Source organism: Alistipes sp. cv1, assembly GCF_900240235.1.
GTDB lineage: Bacteria > Bacteroidota > Bacteroidia > Bacteroidales > Rikenellaceae > Alistipes_A > Alistipes_A hominis.
Genome location: NZ_OEPW01000001.1, coordinates 828,139 through 845,045 on the forward strand (window position 1 = coordinate 828,139; position 16,907 = coordinate 845,045).

Annotated in this window: 14 protein-coding genes; 10 read left to right on the forward strand and 4 right to left on the reverse strand. The window is 51.1% G+C overall.

Going from position 1 to position 16,907, the window contains the following annotated elements:
• Positions 1-53: 53 nt before the first annotated feature.
• The 10 genes from rfbB to C1A08_RS03470 all read left to right on the forward strand — a co-directional run bounded on the left by rfbB (position 54) and on the right by C1A08_RS03470 (position 11,921).
• On the forward strand, positions 54-1,163 hold the full coding sequence (rfbB, locus tag C1A08_RS03425) for a dTDP-glucose 4,6-dehydratase (protein WP_101571384.1): 1,110 nt from the start codon (positions 54-56) through the stop codon (positions 1,161-1,163).
• Positions 1,164-1,190: 27 nt separating this feature from the next.
• Positions 1,191-2,723, forward strand: coding sequence for an oligosaccharide flippase family protein (locus C1A08_RS03430; RefSeq protein WP_101571386.1), 1,533 nt, complete (start codon positions 1,191-1,193; stop codon positions 2,721-2,723).
• 23 nt (positions 2,724-2,746) lie between these two features.
• Entirely contained in the window at positions 2,747-3,583 is an 837-nt protein-coding gene (locus tag C1A08_RS03435) for an SDR family NAD(P)-dependent oxidoreductase (protein WP_101571388.1), read from the forward strand.
• Positions 3,584-3,616: 33 nt separating this feature from the next.
• Positions 3,617-5,362 (forward strand): thiamine pyrophosphate-binding protein, encoded by a 1,746-nt coding sequence (locus tag C1A08_RS03440; RefSeq protein ID WP_101571390.1) that lies wholly within the window; start codon positions 3,617-3,619, stop codon positions 5,360-5,362.
• Positions 5,363-5,375: 13 nt separating this feature from the next.
• The gene (locus tag C1A08_RS03445) at positions 5,376-6,473 is read left to right on the forward strand and encodes a polysaccharide pyruvyl transferase family protein (protein WP_101571392.1); all 1,098 of its coding nucleotides are present in this window, start codon (positions 5,376-5,378) and stop codon (positions 6,471-6,473) included.
• A 12-nt stretch (positions 6,474-6,485) separates the two neighbouring features.
• Positions 6,486-7,592, forward strand: a complete 1,107-nt coding sequence (locus C1A08_RS03450) for a glycosyltransferase family 4 protein (protein ID WP_101571395.1) — start codon at positions 6,486-6,488, stop codon at positions 7,590-7,592.
• 22 nt (positions 7,593-7,614) lie between these two features.
• The gene (locus C1A08_RS03455; RefSeq protein WP_101571397.1) at positions 7,615-8,661 is read left to right on the forward strand and encodes an EpsG family protein; all 1,047 of its coding nucleotides are present in this window, start codon (positions 7,615-7,617) and stop codon (positions 8,659-8,661) included.
• Positions 8,658-9,395 carry a glycosyltransferase family 2 protein gene (locus C1A08_RS03460; RefSeq protein ID WP_101571399.1) on the forward strand — a complete coding sequence of 246 codons (738 nt, stop codon included), beginning with the start codon at positions 8,658-8,660 and terminating at the stop codon, positions 9,393-9,395. The genes C1A08_RS03455 and C1A08_RS03460 overlap by 4 nt, the downstream gene beginning before the upstream one ends.
• An 8-nt stretch (positions 9,396-9,403) precedes the next feature.
• A complete protein-coding gene (locus C1A08_RS03465) occupies positions 9,404-10,540 on the forward strand; it encodes an NAD-dependent epimerase/dehydratase family protein (RefSeq protein WP_101571401.1) in 1,137 nt (378 codons plus the stop codon).
• Positions 10,541-10,928: 388 nt separating this feature from the next.
• The gene (locus C1A08_RS03470; RefSeq protein ID WP_101571403.1) at positions 10,929-11,921 is read left to right on the forward strand and encodes a lipopolysaccharide biosynthesis protein; all 993 of its coding nucleotides are present in this window, start codon (positions 10,929-10,931) and stop codon (positions 11,919-11,921) included.
• A gap of 450 nt (positions 11,922-12,371) precedes the next feature.
• On the opposite strand, the gene C1A08_RS03475 is transcribed toward C1A08_RS03470, so the two are convergent.
• The 4 genes from C1A08_RS03475 to C1A08_RS03490 form a co-directional block, all read right to left on the reverse strand.
• Positions 12,372-12,563 (reverse strand): helix-turn-helix domain-containing protein, encoded by a 192-nt coding sequence (locus C1A08_RS03475; protein ID WP_180951512.1) that lies wholly within the window; start codon positions 12,561-12,563, stop codon positions 12,372-12,374.
• A 1,876-nt stretch (positions 12,564-14,439) separates the two neighbouring features.
• Positions 14,440-15,252, reverse strand: coding sequence for a glycosyltransferase family 2 protein (locus tag C1A08_RS03480; RefSeq protein WP_101571641.1), 813 nt, complete (start codon positions 15,250-15,252; stop codon positions 14,440-14,442).
• Complete coding sequence (locus tag C1A08_RS03485) at positions 15,252-15,851, reverse strand: D-sedoheptulose-7-phosphate isomerase (protein WP_101571405.1); 600 nt, start codon at positions 15,849-15,851, stop codon at positions 15,252-15,254. The genes C1A08_RS03480 and C1A08_RS03485 overlap by 1 nt, the downstream gene beginning before the upstream one ends.
• Before the next feature lie 13 nt (positions 15,852-15,864).
• Positions 15,865-16,893 carry a GHMP family kinase ATP-binding protein gene (locus C1A08_RS03490; RefSeq protein ID WP_101571409.1) on the reverse strand — a complete coding sequence of 343 codons (1,029 nt, stop codon included), beginning with the start codon at positions 16,891-16,893 and terminating at the stop codon, positions 15,865-15,867.
• Positions 16,894-16,907: the final 14 nt, after the last annotated feature.

Consider the following 16,907-nt stretch of genomic DNA (forward strand, 5'->3'; position numbering starts at 1 on the left):
AAGATCTATATTATAGATCGCAACAACGGTCGAATCGATTATTTATTCTACTTATGAGCCACAACATCCTGATTACCGGCGGTGCCGGCTTCATCGGAAGCCACGTGGTCCGCCTGTTCGTAAACAAATACTCCGGCTACCGCATCGTCAACCTCGACAAACTGACCTATGCGGGCAATCTGGCCAACCTCTCGGACATCGAGCGTGCGCCGAACTACACGTTCGTCAAAGCGGACATCTGCGATTACGAAAAGATGCGGGAGGTATTCCGCAACTACGACATCGACGGAGTGATCCACCTCGCCGCCGAAAGCCATGTGGACCGGTCGATCAAAGACCCGTTCACGTTCGCCGGGACCAACGTGATGGGAACGCTTTCGCTGCTTCAGGCGGCCAAAGAGTACTGGAACGGAAACTACGAGGGGAAACGGTTCTACCACATATCCACCGACGAGGTGTACGGGGCCCTGGAACTCACGAAACCCGACAGAGACCCCAACGGCAACGAATGCGGGGGAGTACCCTACGGGGACGGCTTCTTCACCGAAACGACCAAATACGCCCCGCACAGCCCCTACTCGGCCAGCAAGGCTTCCTCGGACCATTTCGTGAGGGCTTACCACGACACCTACGGGATGCCCACGATCGTCACCAACTGCTCGAACAATTACGGACCCAACCAGTTTCCAGAGAAACTGATCCCGTTGTTCATAAACAACATCCGGCACAACAGGCTCCTGCCCGTGTACGGCAGGGGAGAGAACGTACGCGACTGGCTGTATGTCGAGGACCACGCCCGGGCGATCGACCTGATCTTCCACGAAGGGAAGACCGCCGAAACGTACAACATCGGAGGCTTCAACGAATGGAAGAACATCGATCTGATCCGTGTAATCATCAAGACCGTCGACCGCCTTCTGGGCAGGCCGGAAGGTACCGGCGAAGCACTTATTACCTACGTCACAGACAGAGCCGGACACGACCTGCGTTACGCGATCGACTCCTCGAAACTCAAATGCGAACTGGGCTGGGAACCTTCGCTGCAATTCGAGGAAGGCATCGAAAAAACCGTCCGCTGGTACCTCGATAACCAAAAGTGGATCGACAACGTTACTTCCGGAGAATACCAGAAATATTACGAAGATATGTACCAAAATAGGTAACCGGGAAAGGGGAAAGGGGAAAGGGGAATGCTGAAAGCCGAGAACAACCGCCGAATAGCAAAAAATACAGGCATACTATATCTCCGGACGATACTCATTCTCGTCATCACGTTGTATACGTCCCGTATCGTGCTGAATACGCTCGGCATCGAAAATTACGGAATATACGATATCATAGGCGGATTCGTCGCATTTTTTTCGGTCGTCAGCGCCACGATGGTTGCCTCAACGCAGCGGTTCTTGACTTTCGAACTCGGAAAAAAGGAGGGTCATTCTCAGGAAGTATTCGGAGCCGCAATGACGATTCATATCGTCCTAGCGCTGATTCTGTTGTTGCTGTTCGAGACCGTCGGTCTGTGGTTTCTGAACGCCAAGTTGAATATCGCCGCGGAAAGAATGCATGCGGCCAACTGGGTCTACCAATGTTCGGTTCTGACTTTTCTGATCAATATCCTGAGTATTCCCTACAACGCGACGATCATCGCCCACGAGAAAATGAACGTCTTCGCCTACATCAATATTCTGGAGGTGACGTTGAAACTGCTTATCGTTTATTTTCTGCTTATCTCGCCGGTCGACCAGCTAATCCTTTATGCGGTGCTCGTACTCTGCGTAGCCGTATTCGTCCGCTTTATTTACGGCGCTTACTGCTTGAGACATTTTCCGGAAACCCGATACATGCTGATTCGAGAAAAATCCTACTATAAAAAGATTTCCCAATTTGCCGGGCTGAACTTTTTAGGAGCCAGTTCGTATATCTTGGCAGGACAAGGTATCAATCTCCTGCTTAATCTGTTTTTCGGCGTGACGGTCAATGCAGCACGGGGAATCGCCTTGCAGGTCGAAGGAGCCATCATGAAGTTCGTCAACGACTTTACGACAGCCCTGAACCCGCAGATTACGAAATCTTATGCCTGCGAAGACAAGGATTACATGATGGAATTAGTCTGCCGGGGATCGAAATATTCATTCCTGCTCTTCCTGTTTCTAGCGCTTCCCGTGATGGTCGAAACTCCGCTGGTACTGTCCATTTGGTTGAAAGAAGTACCGGAGTATACGGTGATTTTCGTCCGATTCTCGTTAAGTATCGCGATGCTCAATACGCTCTCCGCCCCTTTGACGACTTGTGTTTTGGCCACGGGCAACATCAAGGCGATGTCGCTCTGGATCGGGACGGTGCGATTGTGCGTGCTGCCGTTGGCCTACTTGTTTCTGCGATGGGGCTATCCCCCGTTTATCGTATATGCGGTCGTTCTGCTGACGGATATGTTGCTGTTGTTCGTTCGTATCGGCATCGTGACGAAAGTGGTCCGGTACAGCGCCGTTTTTTTTATGAAAACCGTCATATTGAGGCTCATTCCGGTATTACTTCTTTCGGGGCTGTCGGCCGTTCTGCTGTCCCGTTTCATTGCGGCCGATAGTTTCGTCGGGCTGGTAGCTTTTACTGTAACTTGTTTATGCGTGACCGCAGGAGTGGTCGCATACGCCGGATTGAACGATACAGAAAGAACGTACGTCGTCACGATGGTCCGTTCGAAATGGGGTAAACCGAAACGTTGAATATCTTAACACCCTAATAAACAATGATAAAAGAGGCTATTGTACGGGCCCTGCGATGGATAGTGAAAGGAACCCCGAACGTTCGAATTACGGCGAACATCGTCGAAACAGCTCCGCAGAACAGGCTCGCAGGCAAAAAAGTGATCGTTACCGGAGGCGGACGAGGCTTAGGTTTTTACATCGCACGGAAGTGTCGGCAAGAAGGAGCGTCCGTCTTGATCGCCGGACGGGACGAGCGAGTGCTGCAAGAAGCGTCGCAACGGCTCTGCGACTGTCCTTATCTCGTATTCGATGTCCGGCAAACGGCAGGTATCGCCGCTTTCCTGTCCGAAGCCGACAGACTGCTGGGAGGCCGAGTTGATTGTTTGGTAAACAATGCGGGTATATCTCTGCATGAAAAATCGTTCGCCGATGTGACTGAGAAGGGATTCGATCGCCAATTCGACACGAACCTCAAAGGCCCCTATTTCCTGACTCAGACTTTCATCGACTACATGAACAGAGAGAAAATCGGACAAGGCAACATCCTATTTATTACTTCGGAAAGAGGTCTCTATTGCGACGACATTCCCTACGGGTTGACCAAGGCGGCGATCAACAGTCTCACGACCGGCCTCGCCCGTCGACTGATCGCTCAGGGGATTCGGGTCAATGCGATCGCACCCGGCGTAACGGCTTCCGACATGACGGGGGTCGATAAGAACGGCAACCTCTATTGGCCCTCTTCCTGTGCCGGACGGGTTTTCCTTCCCGAAGAGGTGGCCGAAGTCGCGGCTTTCCTCCTGTCGGACGTTTCCATGTGCATTTCAGGTGAAATCGTGCCTTGCAACCAAGGGAACCACTACCGATGCGACTGGTAATCAATCGTTCGAAAAAATATAATATAAAATATCATGAATAAGTCGTATACGAACGAGCGGAATGTCCAGATCGTGATCGCGCTCCTCAAGGCGCACGGAATCCGCAAAGTAATCGTGTCTCCCGGCACGACCAATGTCGCTCTGGTAGGAAGCATACAATACGATCCGTGGTTCGAGATTTTTTCGGCGGTGGATGAACGTTCCGCAGCCTATATGGCCTGCGGATTAGCGGCCGAAGCGGGCGAACCCGTCGTACTCAGTTGTACCGGGGCCACGGCTTCGCGCAATTACATGCCGGGGTTGACAGAAGCGTATTATCGGAAATTGCCGGTACTGGCCATCACCTCGATACACGATTTTTCGAACGTGGGACATCTCATGCCGCAGGTCATCGATCGGACGGTCTCCCCGCGCGATGTCGTCGGACTGAAAATCGAATTGCCGTCCGTCAGAGACGACAAGGAAGCGTGGGATTGCGAGATCAAAGTGAACACGGCTCTGCTCGAACTCAAACGCAAGGGCGGCGGTCCCGTGCATATCAATTTGGCGACGGGAGCCAGTTGCAGCTTCTGCGTCAAGAACCTTCCTGCGGTACGGATGATCGAGAGGATCGGATACGGAGACATTCACCCGGAAATGCCCGCCGGTCGAATCGCCGTCTTTGCAGGAAGCCATGCTCGATGGAGTCCCGAACTGACCGAAGCGGTGGATCGTTTTTGCGCATCGCGCGATGCCGTGGTATTTTGCGACCATACGAGCGGCTATCACGGGAAATACAAAGCGTTGTACGCGCTCGTCGCCGGACAGGAACAGTACGATCCGGGATTGGGACAAGTCGACTTGCTCATCCATATCGGGGAAGTGTCGGGCGATTACTTCACGGCGGGCCGGATGAAAGGTTGCCAAGTGTGGCGAGTGAGCGAAGACGGTGAGATTCGCGACACTTTCCGTCGGTTGCGTTACGTGTTCGAAATGTCGGAACGGTCGTTTTTCAAACATTACACCGTCGGCGAAGGTACGTCCGACCGCTTTCTGCGGCAATGCCGGACCGAGTACGACAATTTGTACGCAACGATTCCCGATCTGCCTTTTTCCAATGTATGGATCGCCTCGCGGATGGCCCCTCGCATACCGGAACATGCTGTCGTGCATTTCGGAATCCTCAATACGCTACGTTCGTGGAACATGTTCCGGATGCCGGAATCGGTCGTCTCGAACTCCAATGTCGGCGGTTTCGGGATAGACGGCGGGGTATCGACTCTGGTAGGGGCTTCTTTGGCCGACCCCGACAGACTCTGTTTCTGTTTCATCGGAGACCTCGCGTTTTTCTACGACATGAACGCGATCGGCAACCGGCATGTCGGAAACAACATCCGCATTATGTTGATCAATAATGGGAAAGGCACCGAGTTCAGAAATTATTTCCATCCCGGACAGATGTTGCTCGGCGACGATGCCGACCGGTACGTCGCCGCAGCCGGCCATTACGGCAACCGGTCCCGCGTCTTAGTCAGACATTATGCGGAAGATTTGGGATTTACCTATCTGTGCGCATCGGACAAAAAAGAATTCGAACGAGTATATGAACAGTTCCTGACCCCGGAAAAGACACCTAAACCCCTGTTGTTCGAAGTCTGGACGAACAGCGATGAAGAGAGCGAGGCGCTGCGGATTTTGCGGAACATGAAATCGGACCCGACGGGAAAAACGAAGCATTTAGTGAAACAATACCTTGGTCCTAAAGGGATCAACTTCGTGAAAAACATTCTGAAAAAATAACGATATAATACCGATGAAAATAGGCATCCTGACTTTCCATTGCGCCCATAATTATGGAGCAGTATTACAGGCATACGGACTACAGGAATATCTTAGGTCGCAAGGACACGAAACGTACATAATCGATTATCGTCCCGGTTATCTGACTCGAAACTACAAAGCGTTCAATATTCGCTTCTGGATGGCCTCTACCCCGCGGGAGATAGTATATAAATTGCGCTACGAGCCTTTTTTATGGAAACACAGAATATTGCGGAGCAAAGCATTCGACCGATTCATACGGAACCGTTTCGACCTGCATCCCTATGTCCGGCATACGAATTTTTCCGATTTCGATGCGATTTTTTTAGGGAGCGATCAAATCTGGAACAAAACGATTACCGGGCAGCGTTACGACGAGGTATTCTTTGGAGGAAACGCAACATGCAGGGTTATCGCCTATGCGGCCAGCATGGGACGCGGAACGCTTTCCGACAAAGACCGCGAACGCCTCCGGCAATATTTGGCCCCTATGACCGCAATCGGCGTAAGGGAGGAATCGCTGAAGGAGTTGTTGCAGCCGCTGAGCGCCAAACCGGTTTACACAACGATCGACCCCACGCTTCTGGCAGGCGCCGAAATGTTCGAAAAGATCGCCTCGCCCCCGGCCTCAGATCGGAAATACGTCCTCGTATACGACTTGAGCCCTTACAAACGCGAGGTGCTTGAGATCGCCCGGAATGTCGCCGAAAAGATCGGGGCTCGAATCGTGGAACTCGACGCCTATCCGCTGACCGGATTCTCCATGCGATACAAAGACCAGACGGCATCGCCGGAACAATACCTCGGCTATTTCCGACATGCAGCCTTCGTGGTCACGACCTCTTTTCATGGCACTGCATTCTCGTTGCTGTTCAACCGACCTTTCTACACGATCAAGCAGGACAATCCGGCAGACCTCCGAGCGCTCTCCTTGTTGGAAAAAGTAGGATTGACCGACCGGTTTATTCCACTCGGAACGGTACCCGGATGCAATCCCGTCCGGTACGAAAAAGTAGAGCAGCGTCTTGCATCGGAAGTAGAAAAATCACGAACATTCATCGACGACGCTCTTTCGTCGCCGATTCGTTAAAACTCATTTTTCATGCCTACCCGACGAATAGCATTTCTACTGCCCCGATCCGGCGTCACTCCAATCGGTGGATACAAGGTCGTCTATGAATACGCCAACCGACTGGCGGCCGACGGATACGAAGTCGAACTGGTCTATCCCGCCTACGTAGCTCGATTCCAACAAAGCCTGCTGGTGACCTGCCTGAAGTGGAGCAAATCGTTGATCACGTTTCTTTACCGAAAGAGGAAGGGGTATTCGGGTCGGCAATGGTTTCCACTACATGAACGGATTAAGGAACATTGGGTATGGTCCCTCGTCGAAAAGCGCGTTCCTTTAGCAGATGTTTACATCGCTACGGCAGTCCAAACCTCGCGTTATCTGGAACGATATGTAGGCATTTTGCCGGAACGAAAATATTATTTCATACAGGGATTCGAGAATTGGGGCAGCAACACATCTGAGCATGTCATGGAATCCTACCGCTATCCTATGCGAAAGATCGCCATCGCCCGTTGGCTCGTCGAACGAGTCGAGTCGTGTGGCGAAAGTTGCGCATTGATATACAATGGATTCGACTTCGATTATTTTAAAAGGGAAATCCCTTGCTCGGACCGAGACAAATTCCGTATCGCCATGATGTATCACGCTTTGGAAACGAAAGGATGTGCTGACGGCTTCAAAGCATTGGAGATCGTCAAAGCACGCTATCCTCAAATAGAGGTTTCCATATTCGGAGCGACACCCCGCCCCCGACATTTACCCAAATGGTATCATTATGTACAGCGCCCCGACCGGCAGACGCACAATCGCATTTATAACGAAGCGGCTATTTTTATCGGAACGAGTTGGTCGGAAGGCTGGGGGCTGACCGTAGGAGAAGCCATGATGTGCGGCGCAGCAGTTGCTTGTACGGACAATCCGGGTTATTCGGAGATGGCACGGAATAGCGAAACGGCCCTGGTATCGCCGATCAAAAATTCACAAGCGTTGGCCGAGAACATCATCCGTTTGCTCGAGGACGACGAATTGCGCTGTCGTATCGCAGAGGCTGGCTATCGAAATATACAACAATTCACATGGGAGGCATCTTATCCGAAATTTCGTTCGTTGATCGAAAACGGCTGTCGGCAAATATAGTCGCTCCCCTCATTACAAACGTATGCATACTTTAGGTATCGTTACGTTGCTATTCGTTGGCTGCGCCATTATCGCATTGGGCGAATCGAGCATAAAGCGAAAACAACTGTATTTTATATACGGGCTGACCGGATTTCTGATGGTATTGGCCGCCGGATTGAGAGACGGAAATACCGTCAGCGATTACAAGACTTACCTCAACATGTTCCAATACCCAGAGGAGGCGTCTACGGTAGAACCCACATTTACCCTCATCGGCTCTCTGGTCAAAGCAGTTTGTCCGTGGCCCGTCCTATTATTCGTGATTTACGCGAGCATCGGCGTTACATGCAAGATTTTAGCTATCAAGAGACTGACTTCATTATTATTTCTGTCGTTAGTCATTTACATATCGAACGTGTACCTGCTACACGACATGACGCAAATCAGAGCCGGAGTTGCGTCCGGCATTTTTTTGCTGGCCATTCGACCTCTGGCCGAACACAAAATATTCCGTTATACGGCTTTGATTCTGCTAGCCTCCCTTTTCCATTATTCTGCACTGCTGCTATTACCGCTGGTCGTGCTAAAAAACCGGCCGATTGCAAGCAAAAGCAAATACCTCTGGTGGAGTATCGTACCGCTGGGATTCGTGGCCCACAGTACGATGTTTGATATTTCCGTCATCCCCATCGAAAGTATTCGACTCAAACTGGAAATGTATCAACGTCTTCAGGAACAAAGCGTACAAGGGTTTACGGATGCCAATCTGTTCAATCCGTACTTTTTGTTCCGATGTGCGCTGTATTACGGCATGCTGTGGAAACGTGACACGATCGGAGCGCACAATCCCTATTTCCCGCTATTGATTAAGATAGAAGGAATCGCCCTCTTTCTGTTTCCCGCACTTTCATTCATCTCGTTACTCGGGTATCGGGGATCCGAATTACTGGGCGTCGTCGAGATTATCCTGTATCCGCTGTTCATGTACGCATTCCGGCCTCGAATAGCCGCCAAGATGGCGGTGATCGGAATCGGCACTCTGCTACTGGCGGTCAACATCATTCATAAACATTTGATTTTTATATGAAACCGTCTGTTTCTGTATGCATGGCAACCTATAATGGGTCAGATTATATCCGGGAACAACTGGACTCAATCTTACCTCAATTGAACGACGACGACGAAATCGTCATATCGGACGACCATTCATCGGACGATACAATCGAACGGATTAAAGCTTTGGGAGACCCGCGCATCAAAATTTTCTACAACACGGGAGAACAGGGATTCACGTCGAATTTCGAAAATGCCCTGAAACATGCCACTAAACCGATCATATTCTTGTCGGATCAAGACGATATATGGATGCCCTCCAAAGTCACCTATTGCATGGAGCGTCTGGTCGGAGGATTCGATCTGGTAGTCCACGATGCCGTCATCGTCGACGAGAACAAAAACGTTTTACACGACTCTTTCTACCGTGTGAGGCATGTTCATCGAACGCTCATAGGCAATCTTGTCAAATTCGGATATTTGGGATGCTGCATGGCTTTCAGACGCAAGATTCTGGAAGTAGCTCTACCGTTTCCGACGAATCGCAAATGTTGTCTCCACGATAATTGGCTCTATTTGGTAGGAAACGCTTTTTTCAAAAGCACAATTGTGAACGAGAAATTAATTCTCTATCGTCGACACACCCATAACACCTCGACCGGCGGCATAGGTTCTTCCACCACGACAGTGGGCTTTAAACTGAAGTATCGTTTTTACCTGATATACCGATTGATCGGTCGGATGCGACTTGATCGTCATCGAAAATAAATATTCCTATGAAAAACATTCTGATCACGGGCGGCGCGGGCTTTATCGGCTCGCACGTCGCGCTCAAGCTCGCCGACAAAGGATACGAAGTCACCGTGCTCGATAATCTGTCGCCGCAGATTCACGGTAAGTACCCCCAAAACACCTCCCCGTTATACCGCAGCATCCGCGACCGCGTGCGCTTCCTGCGCGGCAGCGTAACCGACCGGGACGACTGGCTGCGGGCCCTCGACGGACAGCATGCCGTGATCCATTTGGCCGCCGAGACCGGAACCGGACAATCGATGTACGAGATCGAGAAATACACTACCGTCAACATCGGCGGAACTTCGCTGATGCTGGATATACTCACGAATACAAAGCATTCAGTATCTAAGGTTGTTGTCGCCGCATCGCGCGCAATCTACGGCGAGGGACGCTATCTGAGCGAGGAGATGGGATACGTCTATCCGCTCTCGCGCGCCGACGAGGACATGAGACGGGGAGACTTCGAGTGCAAGTACCCCGGCTGCACGAAGCCGCTACGGCTGGTCGGGACGACCGAAGACTCGGCGATTCACCCTACGTCCGTCTACGGCATCACCAAGCAGGTGCAGGAACAGCTCGTGATGACCGTCTGTCCCACGATCGGCATCGCCCCGGTCGCCTTCCGCTATCAGAACGTCTACGGACCCGGCCAGTCGCTGTCGAACCCTTACACGGGCATCCTGTCCATCTTCTCGACCCGGATTAAAAACGGAAACGGAATCAATATCTTCGAGGACGGCCGCGAGACGCGCGATTTCGTCTATATCGACGACGTGGCCGACGCGACGATCCTCGGTCTGGAAAAGACCTCGGCCGACGGCGAGGCATTCAATGTCGGCACGGGCGTGGCGACCGACGTCATGACGGTCGCGCGCACGCTGATCGACAAATACGGCACCGAGGCACCTCTCACGGTCAGCGGGAACTACCGGCTGGGCGACATCCGCCACAATTTTGCCGATATCTCGAAAGCCCGGCGGCTGCTCGGATTCTCTCCCCGCTGGTCGTTCGACGCCGGCATCGAGCGGTTCGCCCGGTGGGTAGACGGCCAGCAGGTGCAGGCAGACCGGTACGAAGACTCGATCGAGGAAATGAAACGAAAAGGATTGTACAAATAGTCCGTCCCCGTCGCCCCCGACGAATCCGGACTTACCCGTACAAGCGGCGGACGTCCCGGCAAGATTCTGCTCCGCCCCGCATCGGCGGCAGACTTTGTCCCGGGCAGTTCTCCGGCGCATCGAAATCCCTCCGCCCTTCTGGTCATAATCCTGTCGCCCGGCGAGTCGGGGCCGCGATACGAGTCGTCCCGATCGATACGAAGCCGTCCTTCCGGCTCCATTCCGCTGCGTACCATAAACGATACGGTAACGATACGCCTCGTAACGCCTACGGAGCAATTTTCGACTCGTCTTCTTAAAGCAATTTCTTTTCCCGGAGAAACGGACCGACTCCCGGAACGCGTCCGCGCGCAAACCGTCTATTGCACCATTTTAGTTATAAACGATCATGTTTTTAGAAAACAAAAGCATTCTGTTCTTCTCCGCGCAAGCGTTCGGCTATCAGAACGAAATCCGCGCGGAGATGGAGCGCATGGGAGCCCGTGTGGACTATTTCGACGAGCGCCCGGCCAACTCGTTCGCGATCAAAGCCGCGATCCGGATCAACCGGAATCTGCTGGCCCGCTACATCGACCGCTACCATGCCCGGATCATCGAGCGCACCAAAAACCGGAAGTACGACTACGTCTTTTTCATCAAGGGCGAGTCCATTTCCGTCGAGAATCTCGAAAAAATCAAAGAACTGCATCCCGAGGCGAAGCTGATTATCTACCATTGGGACTCGATTGCCAACAACCGCAACGCGCTGCGTATCCTGCCCGTGTTCGACCGGGCCTTCTCGTTCGACAAGCCCGACTGCGAGAAGCTCGGCATCCGCTTCCTGCCGCTGTTCTACCTGAGAGATTACGAGGAAATCGGCCGGCAGGAGCCTGACTACCGCTACGACCTGCTGTTCGTCGGCACGGTTCACAGCGACCGGTACGGGCTGCTGCGCCGCGTGACCGGGCAGATCGAGCGGGCCGGCGGACGCTGCTTCGCCTACATGTTTTTCCAGAGCCGGATCCTGTACTGGAAAATGAAGCTGCAGAACAAGAGCCTGCGCGGCACGTCGGTCAGGGATTTCCGCTTCGCCCCGCTGCCGAAAGCCGGCTTGCTCGATCTCTACCGCAAATCGCGGGCAGTAATCGATATCCAGCATCCCCGGCAAACGGGCCTCACGATGCGGTGCATCGAAACGATGGGCGCCAAAAGAAAACTCATAACCACGAACGGACATATCGCTGAATACGACTTCTACGACTCGAACAATATTCTGATCGTGGACCGGCAGAATCCCGTCGTGCCGCCCGGCTTCACGACCTCTCCCTACCGGGACATACCTGCCGAGGTATACGACTGCTATCGGATCGACCGCTGGCTCGAAACGATTCTCAAATCGTAGTTCCGGCCGGATCCGACATTTTGACGAAGGACGAACTTTCCGCACGAGAGGGGCTGTCTGCAAATGCAGACAATCCCTCTCGTCTTTCTGACAATCTTCCATAGGGCAAACAAGGCCTACGGTACGGTATCGTAACTTCACGGAATACTTTGAGGACTCTGTTAAAACCAACTCGAACTATTTCCAGACTACGACACAGATATTCGGCCTGAGATTCGACGTCGGCATAGATGGTGAGTTATCCCGCCACTGCAGAGAATTTGTTAGCGTCGAGGCAGTATACGAAGCAGCGATTGAGAAAACGGCAGGAGAGCCTTTCGCCCAATATGCCCGGCCGAATACAGATAGAAATAAGGGTTAATTAGCATAACGCAATCCCCCGACCTACCGGGGTGCTCATATTTTCAATTTGTTATATTAGCCTATTTAATGGTCAGTACTTTGCCTGCATTAGCATGGCTTCTCAATGTGCCGCATATTGTTGAGAAGTGTTTCGCGGATACCGGATTCGGAATAGATGATGTTTCGGTCGCCGATAACGGTGAAAGGTATCTGCCGACTGTCGCGCAAATTCTGCAACGTGCGGAGCGAGATATGCAGGTAGGCAGATATTGCTTCTCCCGTGAGGTATCGTTCATTCATAACCGAGGGATGTTTCCCTGCCCGGTGTCACGAATAGTCTTAAAAAGTCTGGAGTAGTCCGGATGGCGGATTAACAGATATGCCGTCGTTGGATAATCGCACGTAGTTTTGGTTGGCTACAAATCCACACTGCTCCCGATTCAAGGTCGTGTCTGTTAAGAAATGCGACACCGAAGCATTTCGAGTTTCGGTTTAACGAGTTAAACCGAAATGTTTTCGTTAAACGAAAACCTAACTTTGCTGGGCGCATGTGCAACCCGTTGGTGATTTTGTTAAACCGTTTTTCAAGGAGAAAAGGGCCTTATCGAGTTTTTTATAGGGAAAACCCCGCGGTGCCCGGGAAAAAGGCTGGCACGAATATACGGCTACAACTGTCTGCACCGAATGGACAAATCTGCCCCGTTTGCGCCCCTGCCGGCTACGCTTGCAGTGAAGTAACGTCAGGGAAGACGACTTGTCCTGACATGACTTTACATTCGGGCGCTTCGGTCCGATATGGCTGGACATTTTTGCGAGTTCACAGAGAGAGAGCTCAGAAAGGGGGCAGACGATAAGGATTTCCGGAGCCGAGTCGATGCGACGGGCCTAAATCATCCGGCCGGAGAGGGAATCCGATTGCAGACTTATCGCCGAGGCAGGTTGATTTTTTAGGGACCTCTTTGTCCGGCATTCGGAAGAAGTCTGCTGGTGTACCGTCAATCCTTGAACGGGATAAGCTCGCAAAGGCAACGAATTTCAGGGACAACGATAACAAACCGAATTAAAACCGGGGCAACTTCCACCCGGGTTAAGATTCATCCAAGCCAACCTGAATCCGGAAATGACATAATTTTAGTGAAAATATATCGATTTACTGCGCTAAACGGAATTTGTCGCCGATCCGGCTCCGTAAATGATCCATATCTCGCTTGATCTTGTCGTTGGCGCTTCGCGTAAATCCATGTGGAGACAATGCCATAAAATTCTACATAACTCACGATATCACACATCTTATAAATAATAGTGTATTTGTGCCCGAAATGATTATACGTCCACAGAAACCGCAAATTCTGTAAATGTATTCCATTAACTTTATTCGGTTGATTTTGATGATTGTTTTGCTTGTATAATCGATTTATTTGCTATTTTTGTACAAGCATAAGGAATACAATAGGCTGTAAGATCAGCACTGCTTATAAGTGACCTGAGAACAAACAAAGAGCCTGAATATATTGATCCATAATGGATTGAAACCGAAGGTTCGGTTTTCGTTTTCCGCTCTTAAAGCTCTGATAAAGAGGCTGAAAAAGATAGAAAAATCCTTATGTATCCATGATATGTAAGGATTTTTTCTTTTTAGGCCCTGAAAGGAAAAACGGTAAAAAGCAGGGGCGCATAACCTTCCTGCGACCCTATCCGTCCCAAATCAGGAACGGCTTTTAAACAACTATTACCCTTGCTGTTATACAGACATCAAACCCTAATTATCAGACACTCATTCCCGAGGAATCACATGATAGACGCGGGATATTGCTATTTCTGCCAGCATACGTTATTCCCCCGTCGAAGGGTCTGCTCCGCCAGTCATTTGCTTCTCCGGCAATGTCAACAAAAAATCCGGATGGAAACCATCCGGATTTTTTGTTATTCAACCTATAAACAACGACAAGGCCGGTAAGAGCGATCGCACCGCCTCCTGCCCCCTCGCTTCGAGCCGATTACACCGCCGACGCCCGCATCGCGATAAAAGACAAGGACATCGGCAGCGAATATGCCAGCGCTTTCCGTATCACCGAAAAGAACGACCGAACCGTTCGTCCTCGCTATGAATAGCACGTTCTGAAAACAGTTCCGGCAATCGGGTATTACAAGGTACGTACCGTCAACCGATATAATATCAGCGATTATAATTCAGATCTTTCAACAACCGTCTATTGATCTTTCTACGCTGGGCATCGAAAAACCACCCCCATTTGTTGAAATACCGGATTATATTACGTATGTGAATGAGCAGCATTCTCCGGTTTTTATACGAAGCCGCTTCATGCAGATGCACGATGGATGCTCCGGGGTAATACATCGTACGGTACTGAAGGTGCATCCTGCGCGACAAATCGATATCCTCGCCATACATAAAAAAACGTTCATCGAACAACCCGACTTTGCAGAGCGCTTCTACGCGCAAGAACATAAAACAACCGGACAGAAAAGGAATATTCTTCTCTTTATCGTAATCGGAGAAACGTAATTCGAAACGTTCCCGACTCTTTTTAGCCCAACCGGTCGGCAAAAATCTGCGGAATATCAGATCGGCCGGGGTGGGCAACAGTTTGCAAAGATACTGCAACCGTCCGTCCGGATAGAAAACCTTGGGCATGATTTGTCCCACGTCTTCGTGAGCATCCATATAGCAGGCGAGGGATTCGATTGTTTCCGGCGCAAACCGAATGTCCGGATTCAGAACAACGTGGTATTTCGCACCGAGTTCCATCGCTTCCCGGATAGCGAGATTGTGAGCTCCGCCGTAACCGATATTGGCGTTGTGGATATACCGGATTTTCGAAGACCGTTTTTCCAAAATGCGCAGGGCATCGTTGCGGGAGTTGTCGATAATGTAAAGTTTATCGATAGAACTACGAAGGACGCAATCCAGCACGGCTCCCGCCTCCGGAAGCGAGGTATGGTATGTGACAACCGAAGCGGTAAGCATCATTGATTCGGCTTTAAGTCGCCGAAAAGTTTTTCTTCGACGATGCAACAGATGATATGTCCGATAAGAATATGCGATTCCTGTATCCGGGGAGTCTCGCCGGACGGCACTTTTATACATAAATCGCACATCGAATCCATTTCGCCGCCCGTAAATCCCGTAAGTCCTATCGTTTTTATTCCTTTTTGCCCGCACATGCGCAGAGCCTCCACGAGATTTGCCGAATTTCCGGATGTCGAAATGCCGATGAACACGTCTCCGGCAGATCCCTGGGCCTGTATTTGACGGGAGAATAATTTATCGTAGCCGTAATCGTTCCCGATGGCGGTGATGATCGACGTGTCGGTCGTCAACGCAATGGAAGCAATACCGGGCCGGTCAAAATAGAATTTGCTGACAAACTCTCCTGCGATATGCTGTGCATCGGCGGCGCTTCCGCCGTTACCGGCCAAGAGCGTTTTTTTCCCTTGTTCGTACGCATCCACGATCATTTGGGCAGCGGCCGCAATGTTCCGCATCAGCCCCTTGTCCGATAAAATGGCCTGCTTGGTCGATATCGACGCCCGAATCTGATCCGCAATACACTGTTCAACATTCATAATCCGCTATTTATCAATGAAAAATTTTCCACCCGTGCGTTCCCCCTTCGCTGAATTGAAACTCGACGATATTGCCATCGAGCTGATTCAATGCCCGTTTCACCTGCAACCTTTTTGTAGGTTCCACCGCAAAGATTATAAATCCGCCGCCGCCGGCGCCCGAGACTTTACCGGTAATGGCTCCCGCTTGAACGGCCCGCTCCATCGCCTCTTCGATGACCGGATTACTGATGGCCGACGCCATTGCTTTTTTGTCTTCCCAGCCTTGTCCGAGGATTCTGGCGAAGGAAGAGATGTCCCCCTTAAGCAATGCTTCCTTCATGTTTATGGCATTTTGTTTAATGCGGTGCATGGCTTCGACAGCCCGATTATTACCTTGCGACGTGTTTTTTTTCTGTTCGTCGATAATCTCCGCGGAACTGCGGGAAGCTCCGGTATAATAGAGCAATATACTGGCTTCCAGTTCATCGACGATCCATTTCTTGATGCGTAACGGATTCACGATAACGTGGTCGTCTTTGAGAAACTCCATAAAGTTAAAACCTCCGAAGGTAGCAGCATATTGATCCTGTTTTCCTCCGCTCAATGCAAGATCTTTCCGTTCGATCTCATAGGCCAACCGGGCTATTTCATAATCGCCCAGGGGTAGATTGAGCCACTCGACAAAAGCTTTGACAATGGCGACTACCATTGTGGACGAAGAACCGAGTCCGCTTCCGGGAGGCGCATCCGAATAAGTAGTGATACGGCACGACGGCACCGGAACGCGGAAATCTTTCACAATGCGGTTATAGACCCCCTTATGCAGGTTCAGCGTTCCGTCGACGGGAAGTACCGGCAAAGATTCGAAAATCGCCGCCTGCCCGATGTCGGTTGCAATAATCTCGATTTTGCCGTTCTGCGTCTCTTCGATCGTACAATGAGCATAAAGATTGATCGTCGCGTTAAGAATCAATCCTCCGTAGAGATCGCTATACGGCGATACGTCGCTGCCGCCGCCGGCTAAACCCAACCGCAGAGGCGCTTTACTTCGAATGATCATAGGAAACCTTAATT

Excerpts from the sequence above, each read along its gene's own strand:
- rfbB (WP_101571384.1), top strand. The coding sequence starts at position 54 with ATGAGCCACAACATCCTGATTACCGGCGGTGCCGGCTTCATCGGAAGC.
- C1A08_RS03430 (WP_101571386.1), top strand. The coding sequence starts at position 1,191 with ATGCTGAAAGCCGAGAACAACCGCCGAATAGCAAAAAATACAGGCATA.
- C1A08_RS03435 (WP_101571388.1), top strand. The coding sequence starts at position 2,747 with ATGATAAAAGAGGCTATTGTACGGGCCCTGCGATGGATAGTGAAAGGA.
- C1A08_RS03440 (WP_101571390.1), top strand. The coding sequence starts at position 3,617 with ATGAATAAGTCGTATACGAACGAGCGGAATGTCCAGATCGTGATCGCG.
- C1A08_RS03445 (WP_101571392.1), top strand. The coding sequence starts at position 5,376 with ATGAAAATAGGCATCCTGACTTTCCATTGCGCCCATAATTATGGAGCA.
- C1A08_RS03450 (WP_101571395.1), top strand. The coding sequence starts at position 6,486 with ATGCCTACCCGACGAATAGCATTTCTACTGCCCCGATCCGGCGTCACT.
- C1A08_RS03455 (WP_101571397.1), top strand. The coding sequence starts at position 7,615 with ATGCATACTTTAGGTATCGTTACGTTGCTATTCGTTGGCTGCGCCATT.
- C1A08_RS03460 (WP_101571399.1), top strand. The coding sequence starts at position 8,658 with ATGAAACCGTCTGTTTCTGTATGCATGGCAACCTATAATGGGTCAGAT.
- C1A08_RS03465 (WP_101571401.1), top strand. The coding sequence starts at position 9,404 with ATGAAAAACATTCTGATCACGGGCGGCGCGGGCTTTATCGGCTCGCAC.
- C1A08_RS03470 (WP_101571403.1), top strand. The coding sequence starts at position 10,929 with ATGTTTTTAGAAAACAAAAGCATTCTGTTCTTCTCCGCGCAAGCGTTC.
- C1A08_RS03475 (WP_180951512.1), bottom strand. The coding sequence starts at position 12,563 with ATGAATGAACGATACCTCACGGGAGAAGCAATATCTGCCTACCTGCAT.
- C1A08_RS03480 (WP_101571641.1), bottom strand. The coding sequence starts at position 15,252 with ATGCTTACCGCTTCGGTTGTCACATACCATACCTCGCTTCCGGAGGCG.
- C1A08_RS03485 (WP_101571405.1), bottom strand. The coding sequence starts at position 15,851 with ATGAATGTTGAACAGTGTATTGCGGATCAGATTCGGGCGTCGATATCG.
- C1A08_RS03490 (WP_101571409.1), bottom strand. The coding sequence starts at position 16,893 with ATGATCATTCGAAGTAAAGCGCCTCTGCGGTTGGGTTTAGCCGGCGGC.